At 70.0% G+C, this 23,409-nt stretch carries 26 protein-coding genes; 11 read left to right on the top strand and 15 right to left on the bottom strand.

The genetic code is table 11. From position 1 onward, the window contains the following. Positions 1-108: 108 nt before the first annotated feature. The gene (locus AB0C66_RS16195; protein WP_362437879.1) at positions 109-1,242 is read right to left on the bottom strand and encodes an AsnC family transcriptional regulator; all 1,134 of its coding nucleotides are present in this window, start codon (positions 1,240-1,242) and stop codon (positions 109-111) included. Positions 1,243-1,348: 106 nt separating this feature from the next. Between AB0C66_RS16195 and AB0C66_RS16190 the strand changes: the two genes are divergently transcribed. After that, entirely contained in the window at positions 1,349-1,738 is a 390-nt protein-coding gene (locus tag AB0C66_RS16190; protein ID WP_362437876.1) for a VOC family protein, read from the top strand. Between the two features lie 78 nt (positions 1,739-1,816). Beyond that, complete coding sequence (locus AB0C66_RS16185) at positions 1,817-2,269, top strand: hypothetical protein (protein WP_362437874.1); 453 nt, start codon at positions 1,817-1,819, stop codon at positions 2,267-2,269. Here AB0C66_RS16185 and AB0C66_RS16180 read toward each other — a convergent pair. Next, complete coding sequence (locus tag AB0C66_RS16180; protein WP_362437871.1) at positions 2,235-3,143, bottom strand: LysR family transcriptional regulator; 909 nt, start codon at positions 3,141-3,143, stop codon at positions 2,235-2,237. The two genes, AB0C66_RS16185 and AB0C66_RS16180, sit on opposite strands and share 35 nt — an antisense overlap. Positions 3,144-3,259: 116 nt before the next feature. Between AB0C66_RS16180 and AB0C66_RS16175 the strand changes: the two genes are divergently transcribed. Continuing rightward, on the top strand, positions 3,260-4,303 hold the full coding sequence (locus tag AB0C66_RS16175) for a zinc-dependent alcohol dehydrogenase family protein (protein ID WP_362437868.1): 1,044 nt from the start codon (positions 3,260-3,262) through the stop codon (positions 4,301-4,303). A 60-nt stretch (positions 4,304-4,363) separates the two neighbouring features. Further along, complete coding sequence (locus tag AB0C66_RS16170) at positions 4,364-5,047, top strand: NAD(P)-binding oxidoreductase (RefSeq protein WP_362437866.1); 684 nt, start codon at positions 4,364-4,366, stop codon at positions 5,045-5,047. An 85-nt stretch (positions 5,048-5,132) separates the two neighbouring features. Here AB0C66_RS16170 and AB0C66_RS16165 read toward each other — a convergent pair whose 3' ends face one another. Beyond that, positions 5,133-5,522 carry a VOC family protein gene (locus tag AB0C66_RS16165; protein WP_362437864.1) on the bottom strand — a complete coding sequence of 130 codons (390 nt, stop codon included), beginning with the start codon at positions 5,520-5,522 and terminating at the stop codon, positions 5,133-5,135. 731 nt (positions 5,523-6,253) lie between these two features. Here AB0C66_RS16165 and AB0C66_RS16160 point away from each other — a divergent pair. Next, a complete protein-coding gene (locus tag AB0C66_RS16160) occupies positions 6,254-8,692 on the top strand; it encodes a GH92 family glycosyl hydrolase (protein ID WP_362437861.1) in 2,439 nt (812 codons plus the stop codon). Positions 8,693-8,844: 152 nt separating this feature from the next. Here the strand turns inward: AB0C66_RS16160 and AB0C66_RS16155 are convergent, their stop codons facing one another. Continuing rightward, the gene (locus AB0C66_RS16155; protein WP_362437858.1) at positions 8,845-9,390 is read right to left on the bottom strand and encodes an HD domain-containing protein; all 546 of its coding nucleotides are present in this window, start codon (positions 9,388-9,390) and stop codon (positions 8,845-8,847) included. Positions 9,391-9,512: 122 nt separating this feature from the next. Beyond that, positions 9,513-10,634, bottom strand: a complete 1,122-nt coding sequence (locus tag AB0C66_RS16150) for a PP2C family protein-serine/threonine phosphatase (RefSeq protein ID WP_362437855.1) — start codon at positions 10,632-10,634, stop codon at positions 9,513-9,515. Positions 10,635-10,947: 313 nt separating this feature from the next. Here AB0C66_RS16150 and AB0C66_RS16145 point away from each other — a divergent pair, with 313 nt between their 5' ends. Together AB0C66_RS16145 and AB0C66_RS16140 are read left to right on the top strand one after the other, a co-directional pair. Then, entirely contained in the window at positions 10,948-11,070 is a 123-nt protein-coding gene (locus AB0C66_RS16145) for a hypothetical protein (protein ID WP_362437853.1), read from the top strand. 189 nt (positions 11,071-11,259) lie between these two features. Then, complete coding sequence (locus AB0C66_RS16140; RefSeq protein WP_362437850.1) at positions 11,260-12,222, top strand: chlorophyllase; 963 nt, start codon at positions 11,260-11,262, stop codon at positions 12,220-12,222. Positions 12,223-12,403: 181 nt separating this feature from the next. On the opposite strand, the gene AB0C66_RS16135 is transcribed toward AB0C66_RS16140, so the two are convergent. Next, positions 12,404-12,796, bottom strand: coding sequence for a helix-turn-helix domain-containing protein (locus AB0C66_RS16135; RefSeq protein WP_362437847.1), 393 nt, complete (start codon positions 12,794-12,796; stop codon positions 12,404-12,406). Positions 12,797-12,942: 146 nt separating this feature from the next. Here AB0C66_RS16135 and AB0C66_RS16130 point away from each other — a divergent pair, with 146 nt between their 5' ends. After that, a complete protein-coding gene (locus AB0C66_RS16130) occupies positions 12,943-13,788 on the top strand; it encodes an NAD(P)H-binding protein (protein ID WP_362437844.1) in 846 nt (281 codons plus the stop codon). A gap of 43 nt (positions 13,789-13,831) precedes the next feature. Here the strand turns inward: AB0C66_RS16130 and AB0C66_RS16125 are convergent, their stop codons facing one another. Genes AB0C66_RS16125 through AB0C66_RS16115 form a run of 3 tightly spaced genes read right to left on the bottom strand, consistent with a single transcriptional unit; the run spans position 13,832 to position 16,154 of the window. Continuing rightward, complete coding sequence (locus AB0C66_RS16125) at positions 13,832-14,056, bottom strand: non-oxidative hydroxyarylic acid decarboxylases subunit D (RefSeq protein WP_362438799.1); 225 nt, start codon at positions 14,054-14,056, stop codon at positions 13,832-13,834. A gap of 37 nt (positions 14,057-14,093) precedes the next feature. Then, on the bottom strand, positions 14,094-15,521 hold the full coding sequence (locus AB0C66_RS16120; protein WP_362437841.1) for a non-oxidative hydroxyarylic acid decarboxylases subunit C: 1,428 nt from the start codon (positions 15,519-15,521) through the stop codon (positions 14,094-14,096). Between the two features lie 18 nt (positions 15,522-15,539). After that, positions 15,540-16,154: a UbiX family flavin prenyltransferase gene (locus tag AB0C66_RS16115; RefSeq protein ID WP_362437838.1), complete on the bottom strand. Its 615-nt coding sequence runs from the start codon at positions 16,152-16,154 to the stop codon at positions 15,540-15,542. Positions 16,155-16,256: 102 nt separating this feature from the next. Between AB0C66_RS16115 and AB0C66_RS16110 the strand changes: the two genes are divergently transcribed. Next, positions 16,257-17,135 (top strand): helix-turn-helix domain-containing protein, encoded by an 879-nt coding sequence (locus tag AB0C66_RS16110; protein ID WP_362437835.1) that lies wholly within the window; start codon positions 16,257-16,259, stop codon positions 17,133-17,135. 49 nt (positions 17,136-17,184) lie between these two features. On the opposite strand, the gene AB0C66_RS16105 is transcribed toward AB0C66_RS16110, so the two are convergent. From AB0C66_RS16105 to AB0C66_RS16080, 6 genes are all read right to left on the bottom strand, one after another. Further along, positions 17,185-17,613, bottom strand: coding sequence for a PPOX class F420-dependent oxidoreductase (locus tag AB0C66_RS16105; protein WP_362437832.1), 429 nt, complete (start codon positions 17,611-17,613; stop codon positions 17,185-17,187). 15 nt (positions 17,614-17,628) lie between these two features. Beyond that, a complete protein-coding gene (locus tag AB0C66_RS16100; RefSeq protein WP_362437829.1) occupies positions 17,629-18,381 on the bottom strand; it encodes a nuclear transport factor 2 family protein in 753 nt (250 codons plus the stop codon). A 269-nt stretch (positions 18,382-18,650) separates the two neighbouring features. Next, positions 18,651-19,121, bottom strand: a complete 471-nt coding sequence (locus AB0C66_RS16095) for a lamin tail domain-containing protein (protein ID WP_362437827.1) — start codon at positions 19,119-19,121, stop codon at positions 18,651-18,653. 327 nt (positions 19,122-19,448) lie between these two features. After that, entirely contained in the window at positions 19,449-20,147 is a 699-nt protein-coding gene (locus AB0C66_RS16090; protein ID WP_362437824.1) for a hypothetical protein, read from the bottom strand. Positions 20,148-20,743: 596 nt separating this feature from the next. After that, positions 20,744-21,481: an SOS response-associated peptidase gene (locus AB0C66_RS16085; protein ID WP_362437821.1), complete on the bottom strand. Its 738-nt coding sequence runs from the start codon at positions 21,479-21,481 to the stop codon at positions 20,744-20,746. A gap of 98 nt (positions 21,482-21,579) precedes the next feature. Next, complete coding sequence (locus AB0C66_RS16080) at positions 21,580-22,188, bottom strand: hypothetical protein (RefSeq protein WP_362437818.1); 609 nt, start codon at positions 22,186-22,188, stop codon at positions 21,580-21,582. 378 nt (positions 22,189-22,566) lie between these two features. Between AB0C66_RS16080 and AB0C66_RS16075 the strand changes: the two genes are divergently transcribed. Together AB0C66_RS16075 and AB0C66_RS16070 are read left to right on the top strand one after the other, a co-directional pair. Further along, positions 22,567-23,241, top strand: a complete 675-nt coding sequence (locus AB0C66_RS16075; RefSeq protein ID WP_362437815.1) for a DUF6338 family protein — start codon at positions 22,567-22,569, stop codon at positions 23,239-23,241. After that, entirely contained in the window at positions 23,225-23,398 is a 174-nt protein-coding gene (locus AB0C66_RS16070; RefSeq protein ID WP_362437812.1) for a hypothetical protein, read from the top strand. The genes AB0C66_RS16075 and AB0C66_RS16070 overlap by 17 nt, the downstream gene beginning before the upstream one ends. The last annotated feature ends 11 nt before the right edge of the window (positions 23,399-23,409 follow it).

The raw sequence follows: 23,409 nt of genomic DNA, 5'->3' as shown, positions 1-23,409 counted from the left end.
CGCCGACTGTCCCGTCCTCGGAGCATGGCGGTGCGGGAGCTTCGCGTATGGGTCACGGTCACCGTCGCCACCTGGGCGCGTGGCCTTCGTCCGCGGCCGGGCCGGTCGTCATCCGATGTGGCCGGCCCGGTGGGCGGTCGATCGCGGTGGGAATCGCTGAGCGCGTTCCGCCATCGTCGGCAGGAGGAGCGGCCCGGCCCGCTTGGCCCGACGCTGGACAAGGGCGGTCTCCATCCGACCGATGCCCGGCAGCGCGGCCAACTCGACGGCCAGGAAGTCGTGCAGGGCGCCGGTGTCCCGGCACTGGACCATGGCGAAGACCGATGCCCGGCCCGTTGTGACGGCGGCGAAGGCGACCGCGGCATGCCGTGACAGCGCCTCCGTCACCTCGCTCAACGCGGCCGGCGCCACCTCCAGCCACATCAGTGCCTCCAGCGGAAAGCCGAAGTGGGACGGGCTCACGTCCACCTCGAAGTGCAGCACCCCGGCGGCCCGCAGCCCGGCGATACGGCGGCGTACGGTCGAGGCCGACCACCCGGTGGCGGCGGCCAGCCGTGCCACCTCCGCCCGTCCGTCCAGGGCCAGTTCGCCCGCCAGTCGCGCCTCCGCCTCGCCCCAGCCGGATGGCTCGTCCGAGCCCGACGCCTCGCTCGAGCCCGATGCCTCGCCCGAGCCGGACATCTCGCCCCCACCGAATGGCTCGGCGAGGACTTCCGGGCCGTCCGGTGACGGTGGCGTGGGGCTACGGAGGGCCGCCTGCTCGGCCGCGTCCAGCGCGCTCGTCCGGCCTGCCCAGCCGCCGACCCCGGCGACCGGGCGCAGCACACAGCCCGCCTCGACATCGCGTACCCCCGGGGTCCGGAGCAGATGGTCGAAGAGCGGGCGTCCGCCCTCCGATCCCGCGACCGGGGTGTGGACCATGCAGGTCAGCCGCGTCCCACCGGCGAGTGGGGCGATCCACGAGGTGTCGTCCCGCTGTGCGAGGGCGGCGGTCAGCGCATCGGCGGCGTCCGGTGTGCAGTCGATACGGACGAACCAGTCGAGCATGCCGATCCGTCGGCTGTCGACGAGCCCGACCACCCGGACCACCAGGGCCGACCGCAGCCGGTGGTAGCGGCGCGCGACGGTGCGCTCCGGGGCCCCGAGCACGGTGGCGATCCTGCTGAACGAGGCGCGCCCGTCGATCTGGAGCGCATGGATCAGACGACGGTCCAGCGTGTCGAGTGTGACGGATCGCGTCACCGGATCCCCTCCAAACGTCCGGTCGCGTCTATCCGGGCGACTTTACCGTGCGCGAGGGTGCACCGGACAGGACGCTTGCGGCAACCACCGCGCAGAGAGGCAGATCATGTTGACCGTCCTTCCCATCAGGTACGTGGCGGACGTCGAGGCGTCCCGGGACTTCTACGCCGGGCTGGGGCTCGCCGTCCGGCAGGAGCCCGGCGCGGCCGTCTGGGTCCGGCTGACCGCCGCGGCGGGCGCGGTCGGTGTCCATGCCGCCGCCGTCTCGCAGGGTCGGCCGCCCGGCGCCACCGAACTGGGCTTCGCGACGGACGAGCCGCTGGAAGAGGTCGCGCGGCGGCTCGAACGCAACGGCTGCCCGTACGAGCTCGTCGAGGAGAACTTCGGCCGCAGCGTCCGGGTCACCGACCCGGACGGGGTCGTCGTGCAGATCCAGCACATCGACCCGGACACCGTCCGCAGGTCGGCCGCGGCCCTGGCCGACGGCTCCGCCTGACGGGCGGGCGGGGGCAACGTCGCCACACACGTCATACGTCATCGCTCACGGTGTGGGCCGCAGCAGGAAGATCCGGACATGGAACCGCTCATCACACTCGTCGCCGTCACCGGCCTGCTGTTGCTCGCCGGGGCGCTCGGGTCCGTACGGCTCCGTCAGCCGACCGTCGCCCTGCGGGGTGGTCTGGCGGCCATGTTCACGCTCACCGGGGGCGCGCACTTCGTCGGGATGCGCGAGGAGCTCGTCGCCATGGTGCCGCCGGCCCTGCCCGCCCCCGGCCTGCTCATCACGGTGACCGGCGTCGCCGAACTCGCCTGCGCGCTGGGGCTGTTGTGGTCGCGGACCGCGCGGGTCTCGGCGGCCGTGCTCAGTGCGATGCTGGTCATGATGTTCCCCGCCAACGTGTACGCCGCCGGCGGCGACGTGCCGTGGTGGGACGAGCTCGGCCCCCGGACGGCCACCCAGGCCGTCTTCCTCGCGGCCACCGTCACCGTGCTCATCGGCTGGGAGCGAGGGTGTCGAGCGCCGTGAGGCAAGCGGCGATCGCGGATTCATGCGCGGTGTTCTCGCGGACGACGACCTCGATCGTGCGGGCGAGGGTGTGGTCCGTGACCGGTCGTGTGATCAGTGTCGGCGGGAGCTGATGCGTGGCCATGCGCGGAACGAGGACCGCGTGGCCGGTACTCGCGGCAAGGGCGATCATGGCGGCGAAGTCGGTGCAGGTATGCCGTATCCGCGGAGTGAAACCGGCTGCTCGGCAGGCTTGCAGCACGGCATCGCCGCAGGCGGACCGGGTGGGGGCGGTGATCCACGGGGTGTCCGTGAGCTCGCCCAGCTCCACCGGGGATCCCTCCGGGTGAGCTGCCGGGTGATCACGCCGCAGAACGGCGACGAGGGGATCGGTCCTCAGCGTCCGGGTCTCGACACCGGCGTACGCGGGTGTGGCGAGATTGGTGTACCGGTAGACCACCGCGAGGTCGATACGGCGCTGGAGCAGCAGACGCACCGCGGCTTCGGGTTCGGCCTCGGTGATGTGCAGCCGCAGCGCCGGGTGCGCGCTCTCCAGGGCGTTGGCGAGGGGGGCGGCCAGCGGCACGAGCGCGCTGGGGAAACAGCCGAGGCGCAGCGGCCCGGCCGGATTCTCGTTGTCGGCGGTCAGCCGGATCCGGGCTTGTTCGAGCGTGGCGAGCACCCGCTCGGTGTCCTCGGTCAGCCGGTGGCCGGCGGCGGTGAGGTGGACATGGCGGCCGGCGCGTTCCAGCAGTGGGGTGCGGGTCTCCTCTTCCAGGAGCCGCAGTTGCTGTGAGACGGCGGAGGGGGTGACGCCATGCAGCTCTGCCACCGCCGTCACGGTGCCGTGCACCGCCAGGTCGCGCAGGAGGATGAGTCTTCGCACTTCGAGCATTAGTTCATCTTAAGAGCATGGTGTACATGATGTAGCTGGACAGAGGGGTTCTCCGACAGCGACGCTGACCGCGCAGTCCAGCCCCAGGCTCGTCCCGCAGTGTCAGGAGTTCTCTCGTGCGCGCCACCGTGATTCACGGCCCCAACGACATCAGGATCGAGACGGTGCCCGACCCGCTCGTCCGTCGGCCCACCGACGCCGTGGTGCGGGTGGTCAATGCCTGTATCTGCGGCAGCGACCTGTGGGCCTACCGTGGTGTCGCCGCCCGGGTGGCCGGTCAGCGGATCGGCCACGAGTTCCTCGGGGTGGTCGAAGAGACCGGCTCCGAGGTGCGGGGATTCAAGGCCGGTGACTTCGTCGTGGCGCCCTTCGTCTGGTCCGACGGCTCCTGCGACTTCTGCCGCGAGGGGCTGCACACCTCCTGTCCGCAGGGCGGCTTCTGGGGTGAGGTGGGCTCGGACGGCGGCCAGGGCGAGGCCGTCCGGGTGCCGTTCGCCGATGGCACGCTGGTGCCGTTGCCCAAGGAGACGGCGGGCGAGAAGAAGTTGCTGCCCGCGCTGCTGGCACTCTCCGACGTGATGAGTACCGGACACCACGCGGCCGTTTCAGCAGGCGTCGGGCCCGGCGACACCGTCGCCGTGGTCGGTGACGGCGCGGTCGGCCTGTGCGGTGTTCTCGCCGCACACCGTCTCGGCGCCGGCCGCATCATCGCGCTCGGCCGGCACCCGGCACGTACCGACATAGCCCGTACGTTCGGCGCGACCGATGTGGTCGCCGAGCGTGGGCAGGAGGCGATCCAGGCCGTCGAGGAGCTGACCGGCGGCCGGGGCGCGCACGCCGTACTGGAAGCCGTCGGCACCGAGGAGTCGATGCGCACCGCCGTGTCGATCGCACGCGACGGCGGTGCGGTCGGCTATGTCGGAGTGCCGCACGGCGGGAGCGCCGCCGTCGACATCCGTCAGATGTTCAACCGCAATGTGACGCTGAGCGGCGGCGTCGCCCCGGCCCGCGCCTACATCCCCGAGCTGCTCCCCGATGTGCTCTCGGGCGCCATCGACCCCGGACTCGTCTTCGATCGCACGGTCGGTCTGGACGGCGTACCCGATGGCTATCGGGCGATGGACGACCGCTCGGCGCTCAAGGTGCGGATCGCTCTCTGACCTTGCCCGCGGAGCGGCGAGGGGCCGCTTCGCCGCCATTTCGTACCGGAGGAGAACTCCATGAAGATCGTGATCGCCGGTGGTCATGGCCAGATCGCCAGACGGCTGGGCCGACTGCTCGCCGCGCGAGGGGATGTGGTGACCGGCCTGATCCGCGATCCGGCGCACAGCGACGACCTGCTGGCGGACGGGATACGGCCGCTCGTCCGCGACCTCGAGGCGTCATCGTGCGACGAGGTCGTCCACAGCCTGGCCGGAGCGGATGCCGTGGTCTTCGCGGCCGGAGCCGGACCGGGCAGCGGCGCCGCCCGTAAGCACACCGTGGACCACCGGGCCGCCGTTCTCCTTGCCGATGCCGCGTTGCGCGCCGGGGTGCGGCGCTATGTGATGGTGTCCACCCGAGGCGCCGGCAGCCCGCCCCCGGCCCATGCCGACGAGGTCTGGACGGCCTACGTCCGGGCCAAGACCGCGGCCGACGATCACCTCATGGCCCAGGACCTCGACTGGACCGTTCTCCGGCCCGCGGCCCTCAGCGATGAGCCGGGGACCGGGATGGTGCGCCTCACCGCGGAGCGGAGCGTGGGCGAGATCACCCGCGACGACGTCGCCCAGGTCCTGGTCGCTCTGCTCGACACCCCGGCCACCGCGGGACTCGTCCTGGAGCTTGCCCAGGGACCCGACCCGATTCCCGAGGCGGTGCCGCGCGCCGCGAGCGAGCGCACCGGCGGGGCCGCGCGCGGATAGGTGTTGGCCGCGGGGCGTGCGGGATGCCGCGGTCATCTCGTACGCCCTGGCGCATCGCGCGTGCAGGGTTCCGGGCGGTCTCCGCTCAGGGGCGGCGGCTCGCGAGGACGCAGAACTCGTTTCCCTCCGGATCGGCGAGCGTGACCCAGCTCTCCTCGCCGGTTTGGCCGACGTCAGCGTGTCGAGCACCCAGGTCGAGCAGGCGACGGACCTCTTCGTCCTGCTCCCTGTCGGTGGGATTGACGTCGATGTGGAGCCTGTTCTTGACCGTCTTGCCCTCGGGCACATGCGCGAATGTCAATATCGGTGGCACCGGGCCGAGGCGCTTGTTTCCTTCAGGCACCGCAGGGGAGCCAATGACGACAAGTCCGTCCTCTTCGCCTTGCACCTCGTAGTCGAGGACCGAGCACCAGAACCGGGCGAGACCGCGGGGATCGGCACAGTCGATCGCAAGCTCGGTGAACTTACTGGCCACGTCAGTACCTCCGAGTCACGCAGCGGGTCCGCCAACGGCCACATGCTAGTCGCGGCGTGCGACGGCGGGGGAAGCCGAAGGGTCCATCGGACGGCCTCGCGGAGCCAGTGGTGGGCTCCGTCGGCCGCGTACCGGGGGTGCCAGGCCATGCCGATGGACTGTGGCGGCAGTTACCAGCGGGATGTCCAGGAGGAGCAGTCCGAGGGCGATGGCGTCGTCGGTGAGGGCGAGGGGCCTGCGCCGGCCGCAAGAGAACGGCCACCCTCACCCAACGCGACAGTGTCGGCAATCGGTTCGGGGACGCCGACTGGCGTTCGGCCACCGGCAACCGCTACCACCACTCAGCCTCCTTCAACGAGTCTGTCACCACACGGTGTTGAGGGGGGTGTCGGAAAGCCGCTGAACAGCGGGGAGCGGCTGCGCACGCAGGGCTCCGGCGGAGCGGCTGGCTCACCCGGAGAAGTTGGTCGCTCCGACCCCTTCACCGCACGTTCGCGGCCACGTAATAATGTCGCCCGGCGCAGGATGGCAACGTTGTCATCCCCTGGCCCGCCGGGCGGATCAGGTGGTGCCCACGGTGGAAGCGCGGCAGGCAGCCGTCGATGACGACTGTTCATCGAAACGTGGCCCTTCGTCCGCACTGCGAGGATTTCGCAGCTCGGGGCGGACTGACACCGTGCCCGTACCTGACACCGTTGCCCGTATTCGCCCAACAGAAGGGGTCCTTGTTCATGCAAGCGTTCAGAAGACGTCCGGTGCGGCGACTGCTCACCGTCGGCGCCGCAGCGGCCTCGATGGCGCTGGTCCTCTTCCCGGGGATTCCCTCGGCAGGGGCAGCGCCCACCACCGCGCCGGTCGACCACGGTACGCGGTACGTGGACCCGCTGATCGGATCGAGCAAGGGCGGCAATACCTACCCCGGCGCCAACCTGCCCTTCGGCATGATCGGCTGGTCGCCCACCAGTACCGCAGGCGACCAGACCAACACCGCGGCCGCGGGTGGTTACTCCTACGACACCACCCGGCTGCGCGGGTTCTCCCTCACCCACCTCAATGGAACGGGCTGCCACCCCGGCGCCTCCGGGGACATCCCGATCATGCCCTTCGCGGGCTCGGTCGATTCTTCGCCCAGCGCGGACACCAAGGACGCCAAGTACGCCGCGAACTTCTCCCACAAGGACGAGAAGGCGGAACCCGGTCGCTACCAAGTCCGGCTTGACAACGATGTCAAGACGGATCTGGCGGTCAGCACGCGTGCCGGTGTCGCCGACTTCACCTTTCCTCGCGACCGGCCCGCCAACCTGCTGTTCCGTGTCTCCAACTCACTCAACGGCAGTGAGGACGCGCATATCGAGATGGACAGCGAACACCGCAAGGTGACCGGCTGGGTGGAGACCGGGGCGTTCTGCGGGCGGCGCGCCAACGGCGGTACCAACAACCGCAAGAGCTACTACCGTCTCCACTTCTCCGCCGCCTTCGACCGGGCCTTCTCCGGAACGGGCAGCTGGCACGACGGCCAGCTCTCACCGGGATCCACCCGTGCCGATGGCGGGGAGGGGTACGCGACCGGTGCGGACCGCGCGGGCCGCGGTTCCGGTGGCTATGTGTCCTTCGACACCGAGCACGACGACGATGTCCAGATGCGCGTGGGCATCTCCTATGTGTCCCTGGCCGGCGCCGAGGCGAACCTGCGTGGTGAGATACCCCGGGACGCGGACGTACCCGAGGTGGCCGCGTCGGGGAAGCGGGCCTGGGACCGTGCCCTGAGCGGCGTCAAGGTCTCCGGCGGGACCGATGACCGGCGCACGGTGTTCTATACGGCGCTGTACCACGCCTTTCAGCAGCCCAATGTGATCAGTGACCGCGACGGCAGATACGCGGGAATGGACCGTCGGGTACACACCCTCGCCCGCGGCCAGAAGGCGCAGTACAGCAACTTCTCCGGCTGGGATCAGTACCGTGCCCACGTTCAGCTGCTCGCGCTGCTCCAGCCACGGGTGGCGGGCGACTTCGCCCAGTCGCTCTACCACTTCGCTCAGCAGAACAAGGGCGTCTGGGATCGCTGGGTGCATATCAGCGGTGCCACACACGTCATGACGGGCGACCCCTCGGCGGCGACCCTCGCCACCCTGTACGCCATGGGGGTACGCAATTTCGATGCCCGGGGCGCGTTCAACTCCCTCTACCGCCAGGCCACCGTTCCGGCCCCGGACCAGTTGTCGGACGCGGGCTGCCCCGGCCAGTGCGTATCCGCACGCCCCAATCTGACCCGGTACATGGCCCTGGGATACGCCCCGCACGACACCTGCCACTGCTGGGGCGGCGCCGCCGAGACGCTGGAAGACTCCGTCGCCGACGCGGCCCTCGCCCAGTGGGCCCGTATGCTCGGCCGCGACGAGGAGTACCGGACACTGCGCGACCGCGGCGGTTACTGGAAGCACGTCTTCAACCCCACCGCGCAGCCCGGTACCGGGTACATCCAGGCCCGTAAGGCCGACGGCTCCTGGGTGACCCCCTTCGACCCGGCCTCCGACAGCGGATTCGCCCAGGGCAGCGCCGCCACCTATGTGTGGATGGTGCCGCAGGACGTTCAGGGGCTCGCCACGGCGATGGGCGGCCGGGACAAGGCCGCCGCCCGCCTGGACGGCTTCTTCCACAACGCCGACGGTTCGTGGTCCGTGCAGGGCGGTGGCCCGTTGCGCTACGACCCCACCAATGAGCCGGGCATCCATGCCCCCTGGCTGTACAACGCCCTGGGCAGCCCGTGGAAGACGCAACAGACGGTCCGCCAGATCGCCGACACGGTGTACTCAACCGGCCCGTCCGGTCTCCCCGGCAATGACGACCTCGGCACCATGTCCGCGTGGTACGTGTTCTCCGCGCTCGGGCTCTATCCCAAGGCGCCCGGTTCCGCCGACCTCCTGCTGAGCGCCCCGGTGTTCACCCGCTCCGTCATCGCCCCGGCCGGAGACCGCGGTGAGATCGTGATCGACGCGCCCGAGGCGTCCGGCACCGACCTGTACATCCAGTCCGTCAAGCGCGACCAGCGCACCCATCGCGCCTCCTGGCTCGATGGCTCCTTCGCCCGCGACGGCGGATCGCTGAAATTCCGGCTCAACGATCGGCCCCACACCACCTGGGCGACGGATCCGGCGCAGCTGCCCCGCTGATCCGATCCGCCCTCATCACCACCCGTGCGTCCGGAGGGACGCACGGGTGGTGACCACGGTTCGGCATGGCGGCCGCACGCCGGTACGCGATCGCCGCCCCGCGGGTGCGGGGCCGTCGAAGGGCCGGGCGGCTCGGACGAGGGCCGGGCGGCTCAGCGGTCGGCGACGCGCCGCACGACGGGGCGCCAGGACTCCAGGGCCGCCACCCGCGGGCCGACCACTTTCCCCGCGTCGTCGGCGCGGCGCAGCGCGACCGCGGCCGTGAAGTCGGGGTCGGCCTCGAAGGCCGCCGTCTCCGACGGGGTCATCGGGCCGCCCTGGCAGCCGAGGGTGCGGGCGCTCTCCGGGGAGAGCGCGAGGTGTGGATCGGCGCTGGCGAGATAGCGTTTGGCCGGGATGTGGAGCGCGACCAGGCGGGCGACGCGGGGGCCCAGCAGGCACTCGACCGCCGTCGCCGCATGGGTGCCGTGCCCGGCCTCGTCACCGGGCACGAGGTAGTGGCCGATGTCGTGGACGAGTCCGGCCACGTGCAACTCCTCGTCGTCCGGGTGGCGTTCGGCCAGCACGGCGGCGACCTGGAGACCGTGATCGAGGATGTCCACCGGGTCGCCGGAGCGGTCCGGGGTGTCCCAGACGTCCTCGCAGTCGGCCAGCAGGGCCATGAGCGCGTCCACGGACGGCAGGGGGTCGTACGTCATGGGGCCACGTTGCCGCACTGAGGCATCCAGCAGGTGACGGCAGGTTGTACCCTCGCCCGCGCCACCCACGCCACCCACGGCACCCACGGCACCCACGGCACCGTCGGACCATGCGAGGTCCCTCACCTGGAGCCGGGGTGCCTCGACTCCGAGGGTGGGCGACCCCCCACTTCCCCACCGGCCTCCGGAACCGGAAGGCGCTGGAGGGCGACCATGGCGGCGTCGTCGCCCAAGGATCCGCCGGAGTGCGCCATCAGGTCCTCGCACAGGTACCGGACGAGGGCCTCGGGATCGTCACCGGACCAGGAGACCATCCGGTCGGCGAGGGGGTAGAACGCGCCGTCCATATCGCGTGCCTCGATGATGCCGTCGGTGTACAGCAGGACGATGTCGCCGACTTCGAACGGGAAGCTCTCCACCGCCAAGTCCGTCCCGACGAACTCGGTGAGCCCCAGGGGAAGCGCGGACTGGCCCACCTCGAGCGGTGCGACCCGGCCGTCCCGCAGCAGCAGCGGCGGCGGGTGGCCGCAGTTGACCAGATACAGGGCCGACTCGGTGTCGGGTACGTCCAGTACCGCCGCCGTGATGAAGGACTCCCCCTGGTCGCTGCGCTGCTCCCGGTGGGCGCCCGGGTCTGTCAGGTCGGATGACACCGCGCCCTCCAGATAGGCGACCAGGACCGGTAGCTCGGCCTGCCGGTGGGCAGCGGCCCGGAAGGCGCCGAGGACGAGGGCGGCGTCCCCGATGGCCTCGAGCCCCTTGCCCCGCACATCTCCGACGATGATCCGTGTGCCGTGGGCGGTACGCGCGACGGCGTAGAGGTCGCCACCGATCTGCGCCTCGGCCTCGGCGGCGAGATAGGCCGACGCGATGCGCAGTGCGCCGATCCGCTCCGGAGGTGGTCGCAGCAGCACTTCCTGCGTCGCCTCCGCCACCGATCTGAGCTGGGTCAGCTCCCGCTCGTGCCGCTGGCGGCGGTAGGCGAAGTACGTCACGAACGCCGAGATCAGGATGAGCGCGGTGATCTGGAACGAGTGGTTGAGGTCCGTCAGACTGGTCCGTACGACGGCGACGAGCGCCTGGGCCAGTACGGCCACCACTCCGACGAATGCCGTCATCCGGGGGCTGCCGAACGAGGCCGTGATGGCGGGGGCGGCGACCAGGAACGGGCCGAGGTGCACATCGGGCGGGGCGTGGATGTCGACCACCGTGACGACCAGAATGAGCAGCAGCGGCACGACCACCAGCGCACGGTTCGCCTGCCGCGGCCATTGATGAGTCCCACGGAGCCGCCGAAGGTCCATGCCTCCTGCATACACCAAGCGGGAACAGCCGTCCCCGACGCCATGCCAGCCGCCGCGGCGCCGGCCCGAAGAGCCGCCCCACCGCATGAGTAGTCGATACATGACGGTATGCGGTCGGCGCATGGGGGCAGAGGGGATTAGGGAGAACCCCCGAGGTCCGGATTGCGTAGATTGCCTACGGTTGAGATCAAGGCCCACACAGGGGCCGGGGCAGCCTCACCGGCCCCCACGACGTCGCTGGTTACCGCGGCGAATGCACTCGCCCACCCCCCGCAAGAACGGTGGTGATCTCCAAATGCTCCGCCTTGGACTCGTCGCTGGGCTGATCGCCGAGATCATCCTCTTCCTCGCGCTGCTCATCGCGGTCCACGCATGACCTCCGCCTGACTCATGACGGGCACGACACCCCCTTCCGATCGCCGTTGACAAAGCGGAACGCTGCTCCGTATCGTAAATGGAACAGCGTTCCGCTTTCGGCTCGGCCGAAGCCGGACGCTTCTGCCCGCCTCCCCGCCGCCAGCCGTATCCGACCGGCGGCAGAGGCCATTGAAGGGACCTGCGCATCATGAGTGAACCGACCTGCCCTGACGACACCTTCAGCTCGCCCGCTCCCGTCCTCTCCGTCAGTCCCGTAGTGCTGCCGGCGCCTGGCCGAGCCGTGGACCTGGAGGTGCGGGTCTCCGCGCCGATGACCGGGAGCGAGCTGCCGATCATCCTCCTCTCGCACGGCCAGGGGTACTCGAACCACCTCTCCTCACTGAACGGCTACGCCCCCCTCGCAAACTTCTGGGCGGCACACGGCTTTGTCGTGATCCAGCCGACCCATCTGAGCTCAAGGACGCTGAGCCTGGATCCCAACACCCCCGGGGCGCCGCTGTACTGGCGCTCACGGGCCGAGGACATGACGCGCGTCCTCGACCGGCTCGATGTGATCGAGGCCGCCGTCCCGCAGCTCCGCGGGCGCCTGGACCTCGGCAAGGTGGCCGTTGCCGGACACTCGATGGGCGGGCACACCGCGAGCCTGCTGCTGGGCGCCCGGCTCACCGATCCGCACGACGGAACGGAAGTGAACCTCGCCGAGCCCCGTATCAAGGCGGGGGTACTGCTGGCCGCGCCCGGCCGGGGCGGCGACGCCGTCACCGACTTCGTGGCCGAGAACTACTCCTTCTTCCTGACCATGGACTTCTCCCGGATGACCGCGCCCGCGCTCGTGGTCGCCGGCGACAAGGACTCCTCCACCCATCTCACGGTCCGGGGTCCGGACTGGCACACCGATCCGTACGTCCTCTCCCCCGGCCCCAAGTCCCTGCTCACCCTCTTTGACGCGGAGCACGGGCTCGGCGGGGTCTCCGGATATGACGTCGCCGAGACCACCGACGAGAACCCCGAGCGGGTCTCCGTGGTCCAGCGGCTCACCTGCGCCTACCTCCGCAGCGAGCTCCATCCCGGGAATACCGCCTGGCAGACGGCGCGTGAGACGCTGGCGGCCGACTCCCACCCGCTCGGACGAGTCGAGTCCAAAGTCTGATCCTGTCGGTCGGTCCGACCCTCAGCGAGCATGACCGGAACCGGTATGTGCCCGGTGGCCGGGCCCAGTGGTACACGGGCTGCTGGGACTGGAGCCCGGCTGACATCGCCCCGGTACTACCTCGCCGAAGCGAAGGAGGCTTGGGGCAGGTACGTTCATGTGCCGATCCGTGTCCGGGCATTCACCGCGCCGGATCGGTGTCATACGCGGTCCGCGCCCGCTCGACACTCTCCATGTTGTCCACGGCCCATTCGGTGAGGTGGGCGAAGAGGGGGCCGAGGCTCCGCCCCAGTTCGCTGATCTCGTACTCCACCCGCGGGGGAACCTCGGGGTGATACGTCCGCACCACAAGCCCGTCCCGCTCCAGTTGCCGCAGTCGCTGGGTGAGCACCTTCGGAGTGACACGGGTGATCCGCCGTTCCAGCTCGACGAACCGCTGGCGGCCGTAGGTGTGCAGCGCCCACAGGATCGGTGTGGTCCACCGGCTGAACACGATGTCCACAACCGGGCTGATCGGGCAGGCGAGTTCCGGCTCGGCCACGACAGCCGCTCCGTCGACCGCGTCGTCTCCCATGGACTTCCCCCAAGGTAGTCACTTTCCTGTAGGTACCTACTATACCGAGGCTGTTAGCGTCCTCCCGTCGACAGGAGAAGGCCACTCAGCGGCGGGTGCGACCCGCGCGGGGTGGCCGACTACACAGTCTTGATGGGGAGTTGACGATGATCGTAGTGACGGGGGCAACCGGCAATGTCGGTCGTCCGCTTGTGCGGGCACTCGCGGCAGCCGGGGAGCGGGTGACCGCGGTGTCCCGGGGCGTCACGGCGGAGGATGTGCCCGAGGGCGTGGCACATCGGCAAGCCGATCTGGCTGACCCGGAGAGCCTGTGGCCGGTGTTCGAGGGTGCCGACGCGCTGTTCCTCCATGACGGCGGTGCCGGAGCGCACCAGCTGAATCCGCGGGACGTCCTCGAGGCGGCCAAGGCGGGCGGCGTCGGGCGGATCGTCCTGCTCTCCTCCCAAGGGGTGGTGACCCGGCCGCAGTCTCTCTCGCATGGAGACGCGGCGGGATCGCTCGAGGACGCCGTCCGGCAGTCGGGTAGGGGCTGGACCCTGCTGCGGCCCAGCGGGTTCACCTCCAACGCCTTCGCCTGGGCCGAGTCCGTCCGGGTCCAGCGGACCGTCGCCGCCCCTTTCGGTGATATCGGCCTGCCGGTGGTGGATCCGGCGGACATCGCCGAGGTGGCGGCCACGGCCCTGCACCGGGACGGTCACACCGGGCAGACCTATGAGTTGACCGGACCGGCCCTCACCACGCCCCGGCAGCGTGCGGAGGCGATCGGTGTGGCACTCGGCGAACCGGTGCGTTTCCTCGAGCAGAGCCGCGACGAGGCCCGGGCGCAGATGCTGCGATTCATGCCCGAGCCCGTGGTCGACACCACGCTGGCCATCCTCGGCGAACCGACCGCCGCCGAACAGCGGATCAGCCCCGATGTCGAGCGAGTCCTCGGCCGCGCACCCCGGACGTTCGACGGATGGGTGCGGCGCCACCTCTCGGCCTTCCGCTGAGGACCGGACGGGAAACTGGCGGCCGTGGAACCGTTCGGCTGGTTCAGCGGGGTTCCAATGGTGGGATCGCGGGTACCTCCGGGGCGTTGTCGATATCCGCCGGGGTCATCCGGAACTCACGCGGGTAGGCCGCGCGCAGGGTTCGGCGGGCGGGTTCCGTGGTGCGCCACATATAGCGGCAGCGCACGCACTGGAGCACCTCCCATACGCCCGGGACCGGGGAGGTGGCGACGGTCTCGATGGTCTTGTGCGCACAACGGGGGCACATCGGGGCGGAGTTCAGCACGGCGTTTTCTCCACACCTCTCATCGGGCGGCGGCGATCAGGGATCGTAGACGCTCGGTCCACTCCGCGGTTTCGGGCAGATCCTTGGCCGGTGTACTGAAGTTGCCACGCTCGTCCGGAGGGACGGGCGTGGTGGCGTCGATGATCATCTTGCTGGTGATACCGACCGGGGAGGCGGCGGGCGCCAGTTCCATGACGGACAGGTTCGGGATGATGACCACGTCGTCCGTGGGATTGACCTTGCACGACATCGCCCACATCACCTGCGGCAGATCGAAGGGGTCGATGTCCTCGTCGACGAGGATCACCTGGCTCACATAGCCCAGGCCGTGGGGGGTGGTCATCGCGCGCATGCCTACCGCCTTGGCGAAGCCGCCGTAGCGCTTCTTCGTGGAGATGATCACGGAGAGGCCGTGGGTGTACATCGCATTGACCGCCCGCACCTCGGGGAACTCGGCGCGCAGTTGCTTCAGCAGCGGGACGCAGGTGTTCGGGCCGACCAGATAGTCCACCTCCGTCCACGGCATGCCCAGATAGAGCGATTCGAAGATTGGGTCCGTGCGGTGGGAGATCCGGTCGATACGGATCGTCGGCAGCCGCCGACCGCCGGAGTAGTGGCCGGTGAACTCGCCGAAGGGGCCCTCGATCTGGCGCTTACGGCTCTCGATCACCCCCTCGATGACCACCTCGGAGCCCCACGGGACGTCGAATCCGGTCCGCGGTGCCGTCGCGATGGGGGCGGGCGCGCCGCGCAGGGCACCGGCCATCTCGTACTCGGACTGGTCGTAGCCCATCGGCATACCCGCCACGATGGCCATCACCGGGTCGTTGCCCAGGGTGATCGCGATGGGCAGGTCCTCGCCGAGGCTCTCGGCCGCGCGCAGTTGCTGGGCCACGTCGTGCATCGGGACCGGCTGGAGGGCGAGCCGGTCGCGGCCCATGACCTGGATGCGGTAGGTGCCGACGTTCTGCTTGCCGAAGTCGTCGGGGTCCCGTGGGTCACGGGAGACGACGGACGCCTTGTCGAGATAGAAGCCGCCGTCGCCGTCGTTCAACCGGAACAGCGGGAGGATCGCGAAGAGGTCCACCTCCGCGCCCGCCATGGTGTTCTCCCGCCATGGCGCGTCCTCGCGACGCTCGGTTGCCACCGGGAAGGCGTCCCAGCGGCGGGCGAACTCCTCGATCTGGTCCCTGACCGGAGTGGCCGCGGGCAGCCCGAGCGCCAGCGCGTGGTTGCGCCAGGAGCCGTGGACGTTCAACACGATCCGGGCGTCGTGAAAGCCGGTCACGTTGTCGAAGTACAGGGCGGGGGCCCCTTCACCGATTCGGCCGGCCGCGTTGGCGGCAGCGGCCAGGTCTGGTTCGGGCAGCACCTCGTCATCGATCCGGAGCAGTTGCCCCTCCCTGTGCAGGGTGTCCAGAAAACCGCGGAGGTCGTCGTAGGCCATGGCGGAAATCCCTTCTCCTCAGACGACGTTCTGAGGTGACGTTGCAGGCGACGGTTTCGGCGAGGGGTGGTCGGGAGCGGTCCGGGCGGCACGCATGCCCTCCCAGCGCCTGGCGGCGGGGGCAGGCAGCGCGAACTGATCGAGAACGCGTGCGGTGATGTGCTCGACGATGTCGTCGACCGAGGCCGGATGGTGGTAGAAAGCGGGCATGGGCGGCACGATCCGCACCCCCTTGCGTGCCAGGTCGAGCATGTTCTCCAGATGGATCTCGCTCAGCGGGGTCTCGCGCGGTACGAGCACCAGCGGGCGCCCCTCCTTGAGCACCACATCCGCGGCGCGGCCGACCAGGCCGTCGGCGTAGCCCGCGCGGATACCGGCCAGCGTTTTCATGGAGCACGGCACGATCACCATGCCGTCGGTCCCGAACGAGCCGGACGAGATGGTCGCGCCCTGATCCTCGGGGTGGTGTAGGACATCGGCGAGATCCGCGACCTCACGGACGCTGTGGCCGGTCTCCAGCTCGATGGTGGTCCGCGCCCAACGGCTGAGGATCAGATGGGTCTCCACCTCGGGCAGCTCGGCCAGCAGCCGCAACAGCCGAAGCCCGAGGACGGCACCCGTGGCCCCGGTCATCCCCACTCAGTCGCACATCGATCAGCTCCTCGCTTCCGCGTTTCCCTCGTTTCGACGCTATGGGCCGTCCGGTGGGCGGGCCGGGTAACCTGGAGACCAATCATGGGAAAAAAGCGACAGCTCTCCATCACGGATGTGGCCTACCGGCCCTCGCTGAGCGCACCCATAGGGATGGACGTCCTCGGCTTCACCGAGCTGTCCAGACGCGCGGCGCTGCGGGGGCTCGACCTCTCCGCGCCGCTCCGGCCGTCCTTCCACCACCTGATCCACGTCAGCCAGGGGCCGGTGCGACACACCGTCGACTTCCAGGACCGCACACTGGACTCGGGCTCCTGGATCTGGGTCCGCGCCGGCCAGGTACATCAGTACGTGCCCGGTGATCACACCGCGGCGCGGGGCACCATCGTCATCTGGCAACCCGGTTTCCTCAGCACCGAGCCCCTCGACAACGATGCGCCCATGGTCCCCACCGGCCGACACGCCCGCGCCGCCAGTCTCGCGCTGCGCCACCTCGTCCACGCGTACGGCGATCTGGCGTCCCTACCGCTCGACGCCCATATCGAGACGCTGCGCCATCTCCTCGGTGTGCTTCTGCTGCGTCTTGCCCACGCCTGCCCGGCGCCCGCGCAGCCCGGGGCTGCCAGTGAGGTGTTCCGCGGCTTCCGCGCCGCCGTCGAACGCGACTTCGCCGACTGCCACCACGTCAAGGACTACGCCGCCGCACTCGGCTACGACGCCCGCACTCTGACCCGCGCCACCCAGGACGCGACCGGCACCACCGCCAAGCAGTACCTCGACGCCCGTATCCTCCTGGAAGCCCGGCGGCTCCTGGCCCACACCGACGCCACCTCGGCGGAGATATCCCGCCAGCTGGGCTTCCCCGACCCCAGCGACTTCACGAAGTTCTTCCGGAAGCGCGACGGTGGGACACCGCTGCGATTCCGTGAGGTGGCCCGAGGAAGGCGCCGGCGCCAGGGATGAACTCCGCACCGGCGTCCGGCGGGTAGCTCTGCGAACAGCATCCGCTCTTTCAGTCCGCTACGCCGCTCAACGCCACGACCTTGTCGATCGACATCCGCACCAGGAGGATCCCGGGCGCGCTGTTGCGGGCCGCGTATTCCGTCGCACGGTGCTGTCCGACGTAGCGGACGGCGATCCGGGCCGCCCATTCGCGCACCTGCGTCGGGTCCTCGCTCACCTCCGCCCGGCCGTTGACGGCGACGAAGGAGAACGGCGGCCGATCGTCGTCGACGCAGAGGGCGACCCGTCCGTCGCGGATCAGGGTTCGGCCCTTGACGGTGTTCCTATCGGTGTTGAACACGAGGTGGTCGCCGTCCAGCAGAAACCACACGGGTGCGACGTGCGGCCGTCCGTCGGCACGAGTGGTGGCGACCTTCGCTGTCCGTGTGCCCTCGCTGAGGAAGGCGCGCCATGTGGCGTCGGTCATTGGTGTGGCCATGAGTCTCCGGCCTCCTCACGACAGGTCGTCGTCGCGTGGTTCGGCGGGGATCGGCTGAATGACGTCCCAGTGCTCGACGATCTTCCCGTCGGCGAGGCGGAACAGGTCGTAGTACGTCACCGGTCCGCCGAACTCGCCCTCGGCCTGCACCAGCGCGAAGTCGCCCTCCGCCATGACCCTGTGGATCGTCTTGTAGACGACGGTCTTGCCCTCCGCTGCCCATGTGGCGGCGGCCACGCCGAACCCGTCGAGACCGTCACCGGCGTCCGGGTTGTGCTGGAGGTAGGTCTCGGCGGAGGTGTAGTCGGTGGCCACCGCGTATTCGGCGCCCTTGAGGACCCTCTCCGCGTACTCGGCGACCAGCTCGCGGTTGGCCTCGGTACTTTCCAGGTCGCCGACTTGGGTGGGGCCGTCCGTCTGGGAACGGCCACTGACCGTCTCCTCGACCACCGGCGCCATGGCGTCCCAGTGCTCGGCGAGCTTGCCGTCCGCCACGCGGAAGATGTCGAAGGCGACCAGTGGCGCGGGGCCCAGGCCGTAGTAGACCCCGTGCAACGCGACGAGGTCTCCATCGGCGATGGCGCGGGCGCCCTCGTAGCGGAAGTCCGCCGGCAGTGAGGAAACCAGTTCGCGCAGAGCCTCGGGACCATCGGCTGCCAGTGCGCTGTGTTGGGTGAATGTCGAGGAGACCCAGCGGTCCACCGCGGAGGGGTCCTTGTCGCCGAACAGCTCACCCACTGCTGCGAGGACCAGATCCTTGTTGTTCATGGTGTGCGTATCCCATTGTGCCGGGGGCGGCAGACCCGGTGTCCACCACCTGCGCCTCCACCCTCATCAGAACTGAATCAGCGCACGAGGTGAATACCTGACCCTCTATGGGCGAAAGTGGACATCCTCCTCGGCCGCCCATGCAGGGGGCGGGCCACCCTGCCCCTCGCTCATGCCGACGGCGCGCCACCCTGTGGGGGGGGTGACGCGCCGCCCATGCTGGCAGCGTGCCGGTGGCGGGCCCTTGCTACCGGCTCGGCCGTGTGGTGTCAGTGGCGTCCGCCGTGGTGGTGGCGGCCCCAGGACTGGACGTCGATGATGCGACCGTGGTCATTCCGGAGGATGGCGGTGTCGCGGTTGTCCCAGACGTAGTGACGCCGGTCCTGGTACAGGTCATTGCCCCGGTCGTGCCCCACGCCGGTGTGGACGCGCACGGTGGAACGGCCGTCCAGGCGGTAGTGGCGGAAGGTGTAGGTGCGGCCGTCCCGGTCGGACAGGGTCCAGCCGTTCAGGTTCACCGCGCGACGGTCGTGGTTGGCGATCTCCACCCATTCGCCGTTGAGCGAGCGGTTGGAGCCGTCGTCACGGCCCGGAGAGTCGTACTGGACCCGGGCGATCTCGACGCTCGGCCGGTGCGGATGGTGCCCGGTCGCGGACGCGGGCACCGCCAGGGCCGCGGTAAGGGCGCCGGCGCTCAGGACGGCGGCGGTCAGGCGACGAGCGGTGATGGACTTGGACACAGGTTCCCCCTGCTTGGTGCGAGTGGTGGCGGCCGGTTGGCCGCGCAGTCACACGCTGCCCACCCTGCGCCCGACTCATGGAGGAAAGGTGAACCCTGTTACGGATCGCCCATATCCCTGTGACTGTCACCTGTAATGTCCATTAACACGCCGAATGCACCAGGTTGACGGCTTATCGAGACGGAGACCGTTGCGGGCTCTGACCCCAGGGCCGAAGCCGCCATGCCACGCCACCCCACACACCGAACGATCATCACTCGAAAGTGAGTAACAGACTGCTCCCGGTCCAGCCGGTCGGCAGATGTGAAGGGGGTGACGTGCCACGCCTCAGGTACGGGTGGGCGGCGAGTCTTCCGCCCGGCCCCGCATGAGACGCGGGATCCGCCCCGCCTTCGGCGCACTCGCGCGCGTCAATCCGAAAGACGTGAAGGCCGCTGCCACCACCGTGGCGGCGGCAGCGAAGACGGCGACCAGCCGGACACCTCCGACAGGGGCGTTCGTCTGCGGTGGGGCGAACCCTCCGGGCACCGCGTACACCACGAGCCGGTCTCCTGCCTCCGCGTCGGAGGGGCACGCCTCCCCCAGCGGGAAGAAGTCCGACTCCCTGAGTGTCCGTTCGAGCTCCGTACCGTCGAGCCGTTTCAGAGAGCACTCCCACCAGGATCCGGTGACCTTCCCCGTCGGCGCGTTCCGCTCATGCCGAACGGTCTCCGTGACGAAGGTCTCCACCGGCTTGCCCCACACATCGAGCACCGCCTGATCGAGAAACGTCAGCAACCCCACGGCCAGCAGACACTCCACGATGGCTGCCGCCCCGAGGTGCCATGGCTCAAGACGGATGAAACACACGGCGATCAGCGCGAAGCCCGTACCGAGGAGCAACAGCCCTGTGACGACGGCCACCGCCGGATGAGGCCACCACGCGGGAGCGAGCACCACCGCGATCACGGCCAGCCCGCACATCAGCACCGAGACGGTGACTCCCACCAACGCACCGGCCACCCACAGCCGCGGTCTGCCGCTCACCGACACCTCCCCGTCCCGTGCACTTTCCTTCCCACCTTGTTCCGGGTGGAACAGACGTTCCAGCGGACAGACGACCGCACTCGTGTGGCCGTACTTCCGCGCCGTGGCCTCCCCCTCTGGTGTGCCGAGCCTCTGACACGAATTCACCACGGAGGCCTAGTGTCGCGATGGTGGCGGGCCGGAGTTCCGCGGCGACTGGCATCCCGTCGGAGGGGGAAAGCGTCTCGGACATCGGTCTGCACCGCCGAGGCACCGGTCATCCGCCGGTAAAATCTAGGTCCGAGAGCAGGATCGAGGGGAGGCGTCACTTTGAACTGCACTAACTGTGGGGCGTCCGTCATTCAGGGGCCTGACGGTAGTTGGTCATGCAACAACTGTGGGGCGTCCGGGGTGGCACCGACGGCGGCCGACTTGTACTACAGGACCTACACCTGCACCGGGTGCGAGAGCCAGGTCGATGGCGTCGGTGGCAGGTGGGCATGCACAAGCTGCGGAACGACCTCGCCTTATACGCCTCCGCCCGAGGGCTGGCAATCGGAGCTGGACGAGCACGCGGGCCGCGACGGATATGTGGGTACGACCTGATGCGCCGACCCCTACGCGGTGACCTCGTCCAGGAGGTGCGGGCCGTTGTTGCCGGTGTTGTTCACCGCGCTCGAGACGGGTCGGGCGTCCAGGTGGCCGTCCGCGGGCTGGGTGAGCAGCCCGCGTAGCTCGTCGGCGTTGTCGCGGTGGGGGTCGAGCCAGGCGTCGTAGTGGTCCGGCGTCAGCGCGAGCGGCATGCGGGGGTGGATACGACCGGCCGCGTCCGTGGCATCGGTGGTGATGATGGTGCAGGTCAACAGCCATGCGGCCGGGTCGTCGCGCTCCCTGTCCGGGTCGCGCCAGTACTCGTACAGTCCGGCGAGGGCCATCACCTGCCCATCGGCGGGATGGATGAAGTACGGCTGCTTGCGGGGCTTGCCGCGCGTGTCGTTCTCCAGCTGCTGCCATTCGTAGAAGCCGTCGGCCGGGAGCAGGCAGCGGTGCCGGGCGAAGGCGCGGCGGAAAGCGGGCTTCTCGTGCACGGTCTCCACCCGCGCGTTGATCATGCGGGATCCGATCTTCGGGTCCTTCGCCCAGGAGGGCACCAGGCCCCACCGCAGCGGCCGTAGCTCCCTCCGCACCGCTCCCTCGTCGCCGTGGCGCGGGGCGCGCTCGAGGACGGCGTAGACATCGTCGGTGGGGGCGACGTTGTAGTTCGGGTCCAGCGTCTCTTCGGGGCGCCAGTCGGCGACGCCGAAGAGCCGGGTCAGATCCTTCGGACTACGGGTGGACACGTAACGGCCGCACATACCGCCACTGTGCCACGCACCCGGCGAAGTGGCGGATCAGCGCGATCCGCGTCGGCGGAGCGACCGTGGCCGCGAACCGCCTCTGGGCGGGGTCGCCGTCATGCCGCGGTATCGGTGCTGCGTCGGCGCCAGTAGGCGGTGGTGAGGAGGATCAGGAGCGGTCCCCAGAGCAGGAGCGGGGCGTAGGTGGCGAGGAAGAAGGCGAGGCGCCAGCCGTGCAGCGCGACGGTGGGGAAGTCGTCCGGGAGCGGGTCGCCCTGGAGGGTGGACCCCAAGGTGATCTGGATGGCGGCGTATGTCCACAGGACGGTGAGGACGCTGGCACCGAGCGCCGCCGGCACCACCGCGGCCCGGATCGGCACCCGGCGCCCGCGCAGTATCGGCATCCAGCGGGGGAAGACCTCGCCCCATGGGGCGATGAGGCCGATGGCGGTGAACGCGAGGAGCTCGGAGAAGACCGACAACAAGGTCACGTATACCGGAATCGGAAGGCCGACGGCGGAGTCCTCGGCGCCGTGACGCAGGCCGTCGCCGCCCACGTTGAACACGACGGTCGCGATGCGCCACAGGCCGGACGGCAGGACGAGGAGCGGGATGGCGTGGGCGGCGATCCGGGCCCAGCGGGGAACTCCCGCGACGGGCGCGTGGGCGGCCCGCCATGCGCCACGCCATCCGGTCCGCGGTGTCTCCTCGACGGTGGTCATCATGGCTCCTCAGGTCACGCGGTGACTCCCATGGCGTGTTGGCGTGTCCAAGATCGCAGCATCGGCAGGCGACAGGCGTCGTCCGCGGGCACGAACCGGGTCCGCCTGGCGGGGGAGCCGGTTCATCCCCGCGGACGGGCCACCGCCTGGACTCCCCTCAGCGCAACAGCGATCGAGGCCGTGTGACCAGGATCGCCTCGGCCTCGTCGCTGATCGTCCGGACCACGTCCGCGGCGGGACGGCGTCGAAGAAGGTGGCCGACTGACCGTAGAGCACCGGGATAGACCCGTGACGCGGGCCTTCCGATACGTCATCCTGGGGCGGCAGCGTCGGCAGGCGCACTGAGCACGGGGGTGCAGCACCACGATGGTTCCGGGAACGGTGCAGCAGTTGACCATCCTGCTGATCCTCGTGCTGCCCGGCGTCTTCTATCAGGCCGTACGGGAGCGGCTGCGCGGCGCCCTCGCCAGCGAACAGGAGCCGCAGAACCGGTTCGTGCGCGCCATCGCCGCGGGGGCCCTGCTCGACGCCCTCTACGCGGTGGCCGCCGGGCCGTGGCTGGTACGGCTGCTGGCCGGGGGTGGGGACGGGCCTGTCGCCGGGGTGCTGGGGCAGCCTCGGCGAGCGGGGCTCGCGGCGCTGCTCCTGATCGTCGCCGTGCCGTCCGCGCTGGCCTGGGCGGAGGCGGTGTGGCGGAGGCGGCACACCCGGGCGCGGTACGAGCCGGTGCCGACCGCCTGGGACGCCCTCTTCCGCGACCGTGGGTCCTGCTTCGTACGGGTGCGCCTCAAGAGCGGTCTGTGGGTGGGCGGTTGGCTCGGTTCACGGTCGGCCGTGTCGGCGTATCCGCAGCAGGGGGATCTCTATCTACAGGCTCAGTACCGGGTGGGACCCGATGGCAGGTTCCTCGGAAAGGTGCCCGGCACCGCGGGCGTGTACGTGCGGGCGAGTGACGTAGAGGTGCTGGAGGTGCTGCTGCCGCCGTCCGCGGTGGCGGCGGAGGGAGCAGGCGATGACGAAGGATCAGAAGAGTCAAGGGATGGGCGGCGACGCTGATTTGGCGGCCCTGGTCGAGGAGTTCTCCTCCCCCAGGACCTATCGGCCCACCGATGCCCTGCCCGAGCCGGACGAGGTGCCGCAGGGGCCTTCGGGCACGGCGATGGGGGATGCCGCGCCGCCCCTCGACGGGACCGCGGAGCCCGAGGTGTCCTGAGCGGGCGCCCG

The organism is Streptomyces sp. NPDC048636 (assembly GCF_040650655.1).
Taxonomy (GTDB): domain Bacteria; phylum Actinomycetota; class Actinomycetes; order Streptomycetales; family Streptomycetaceae; genus Streptomyces.
Note: the sequence above shows the minus strand (reverse complement) of the source record. Positions and strands in the feature narration are given on the sequence as shown.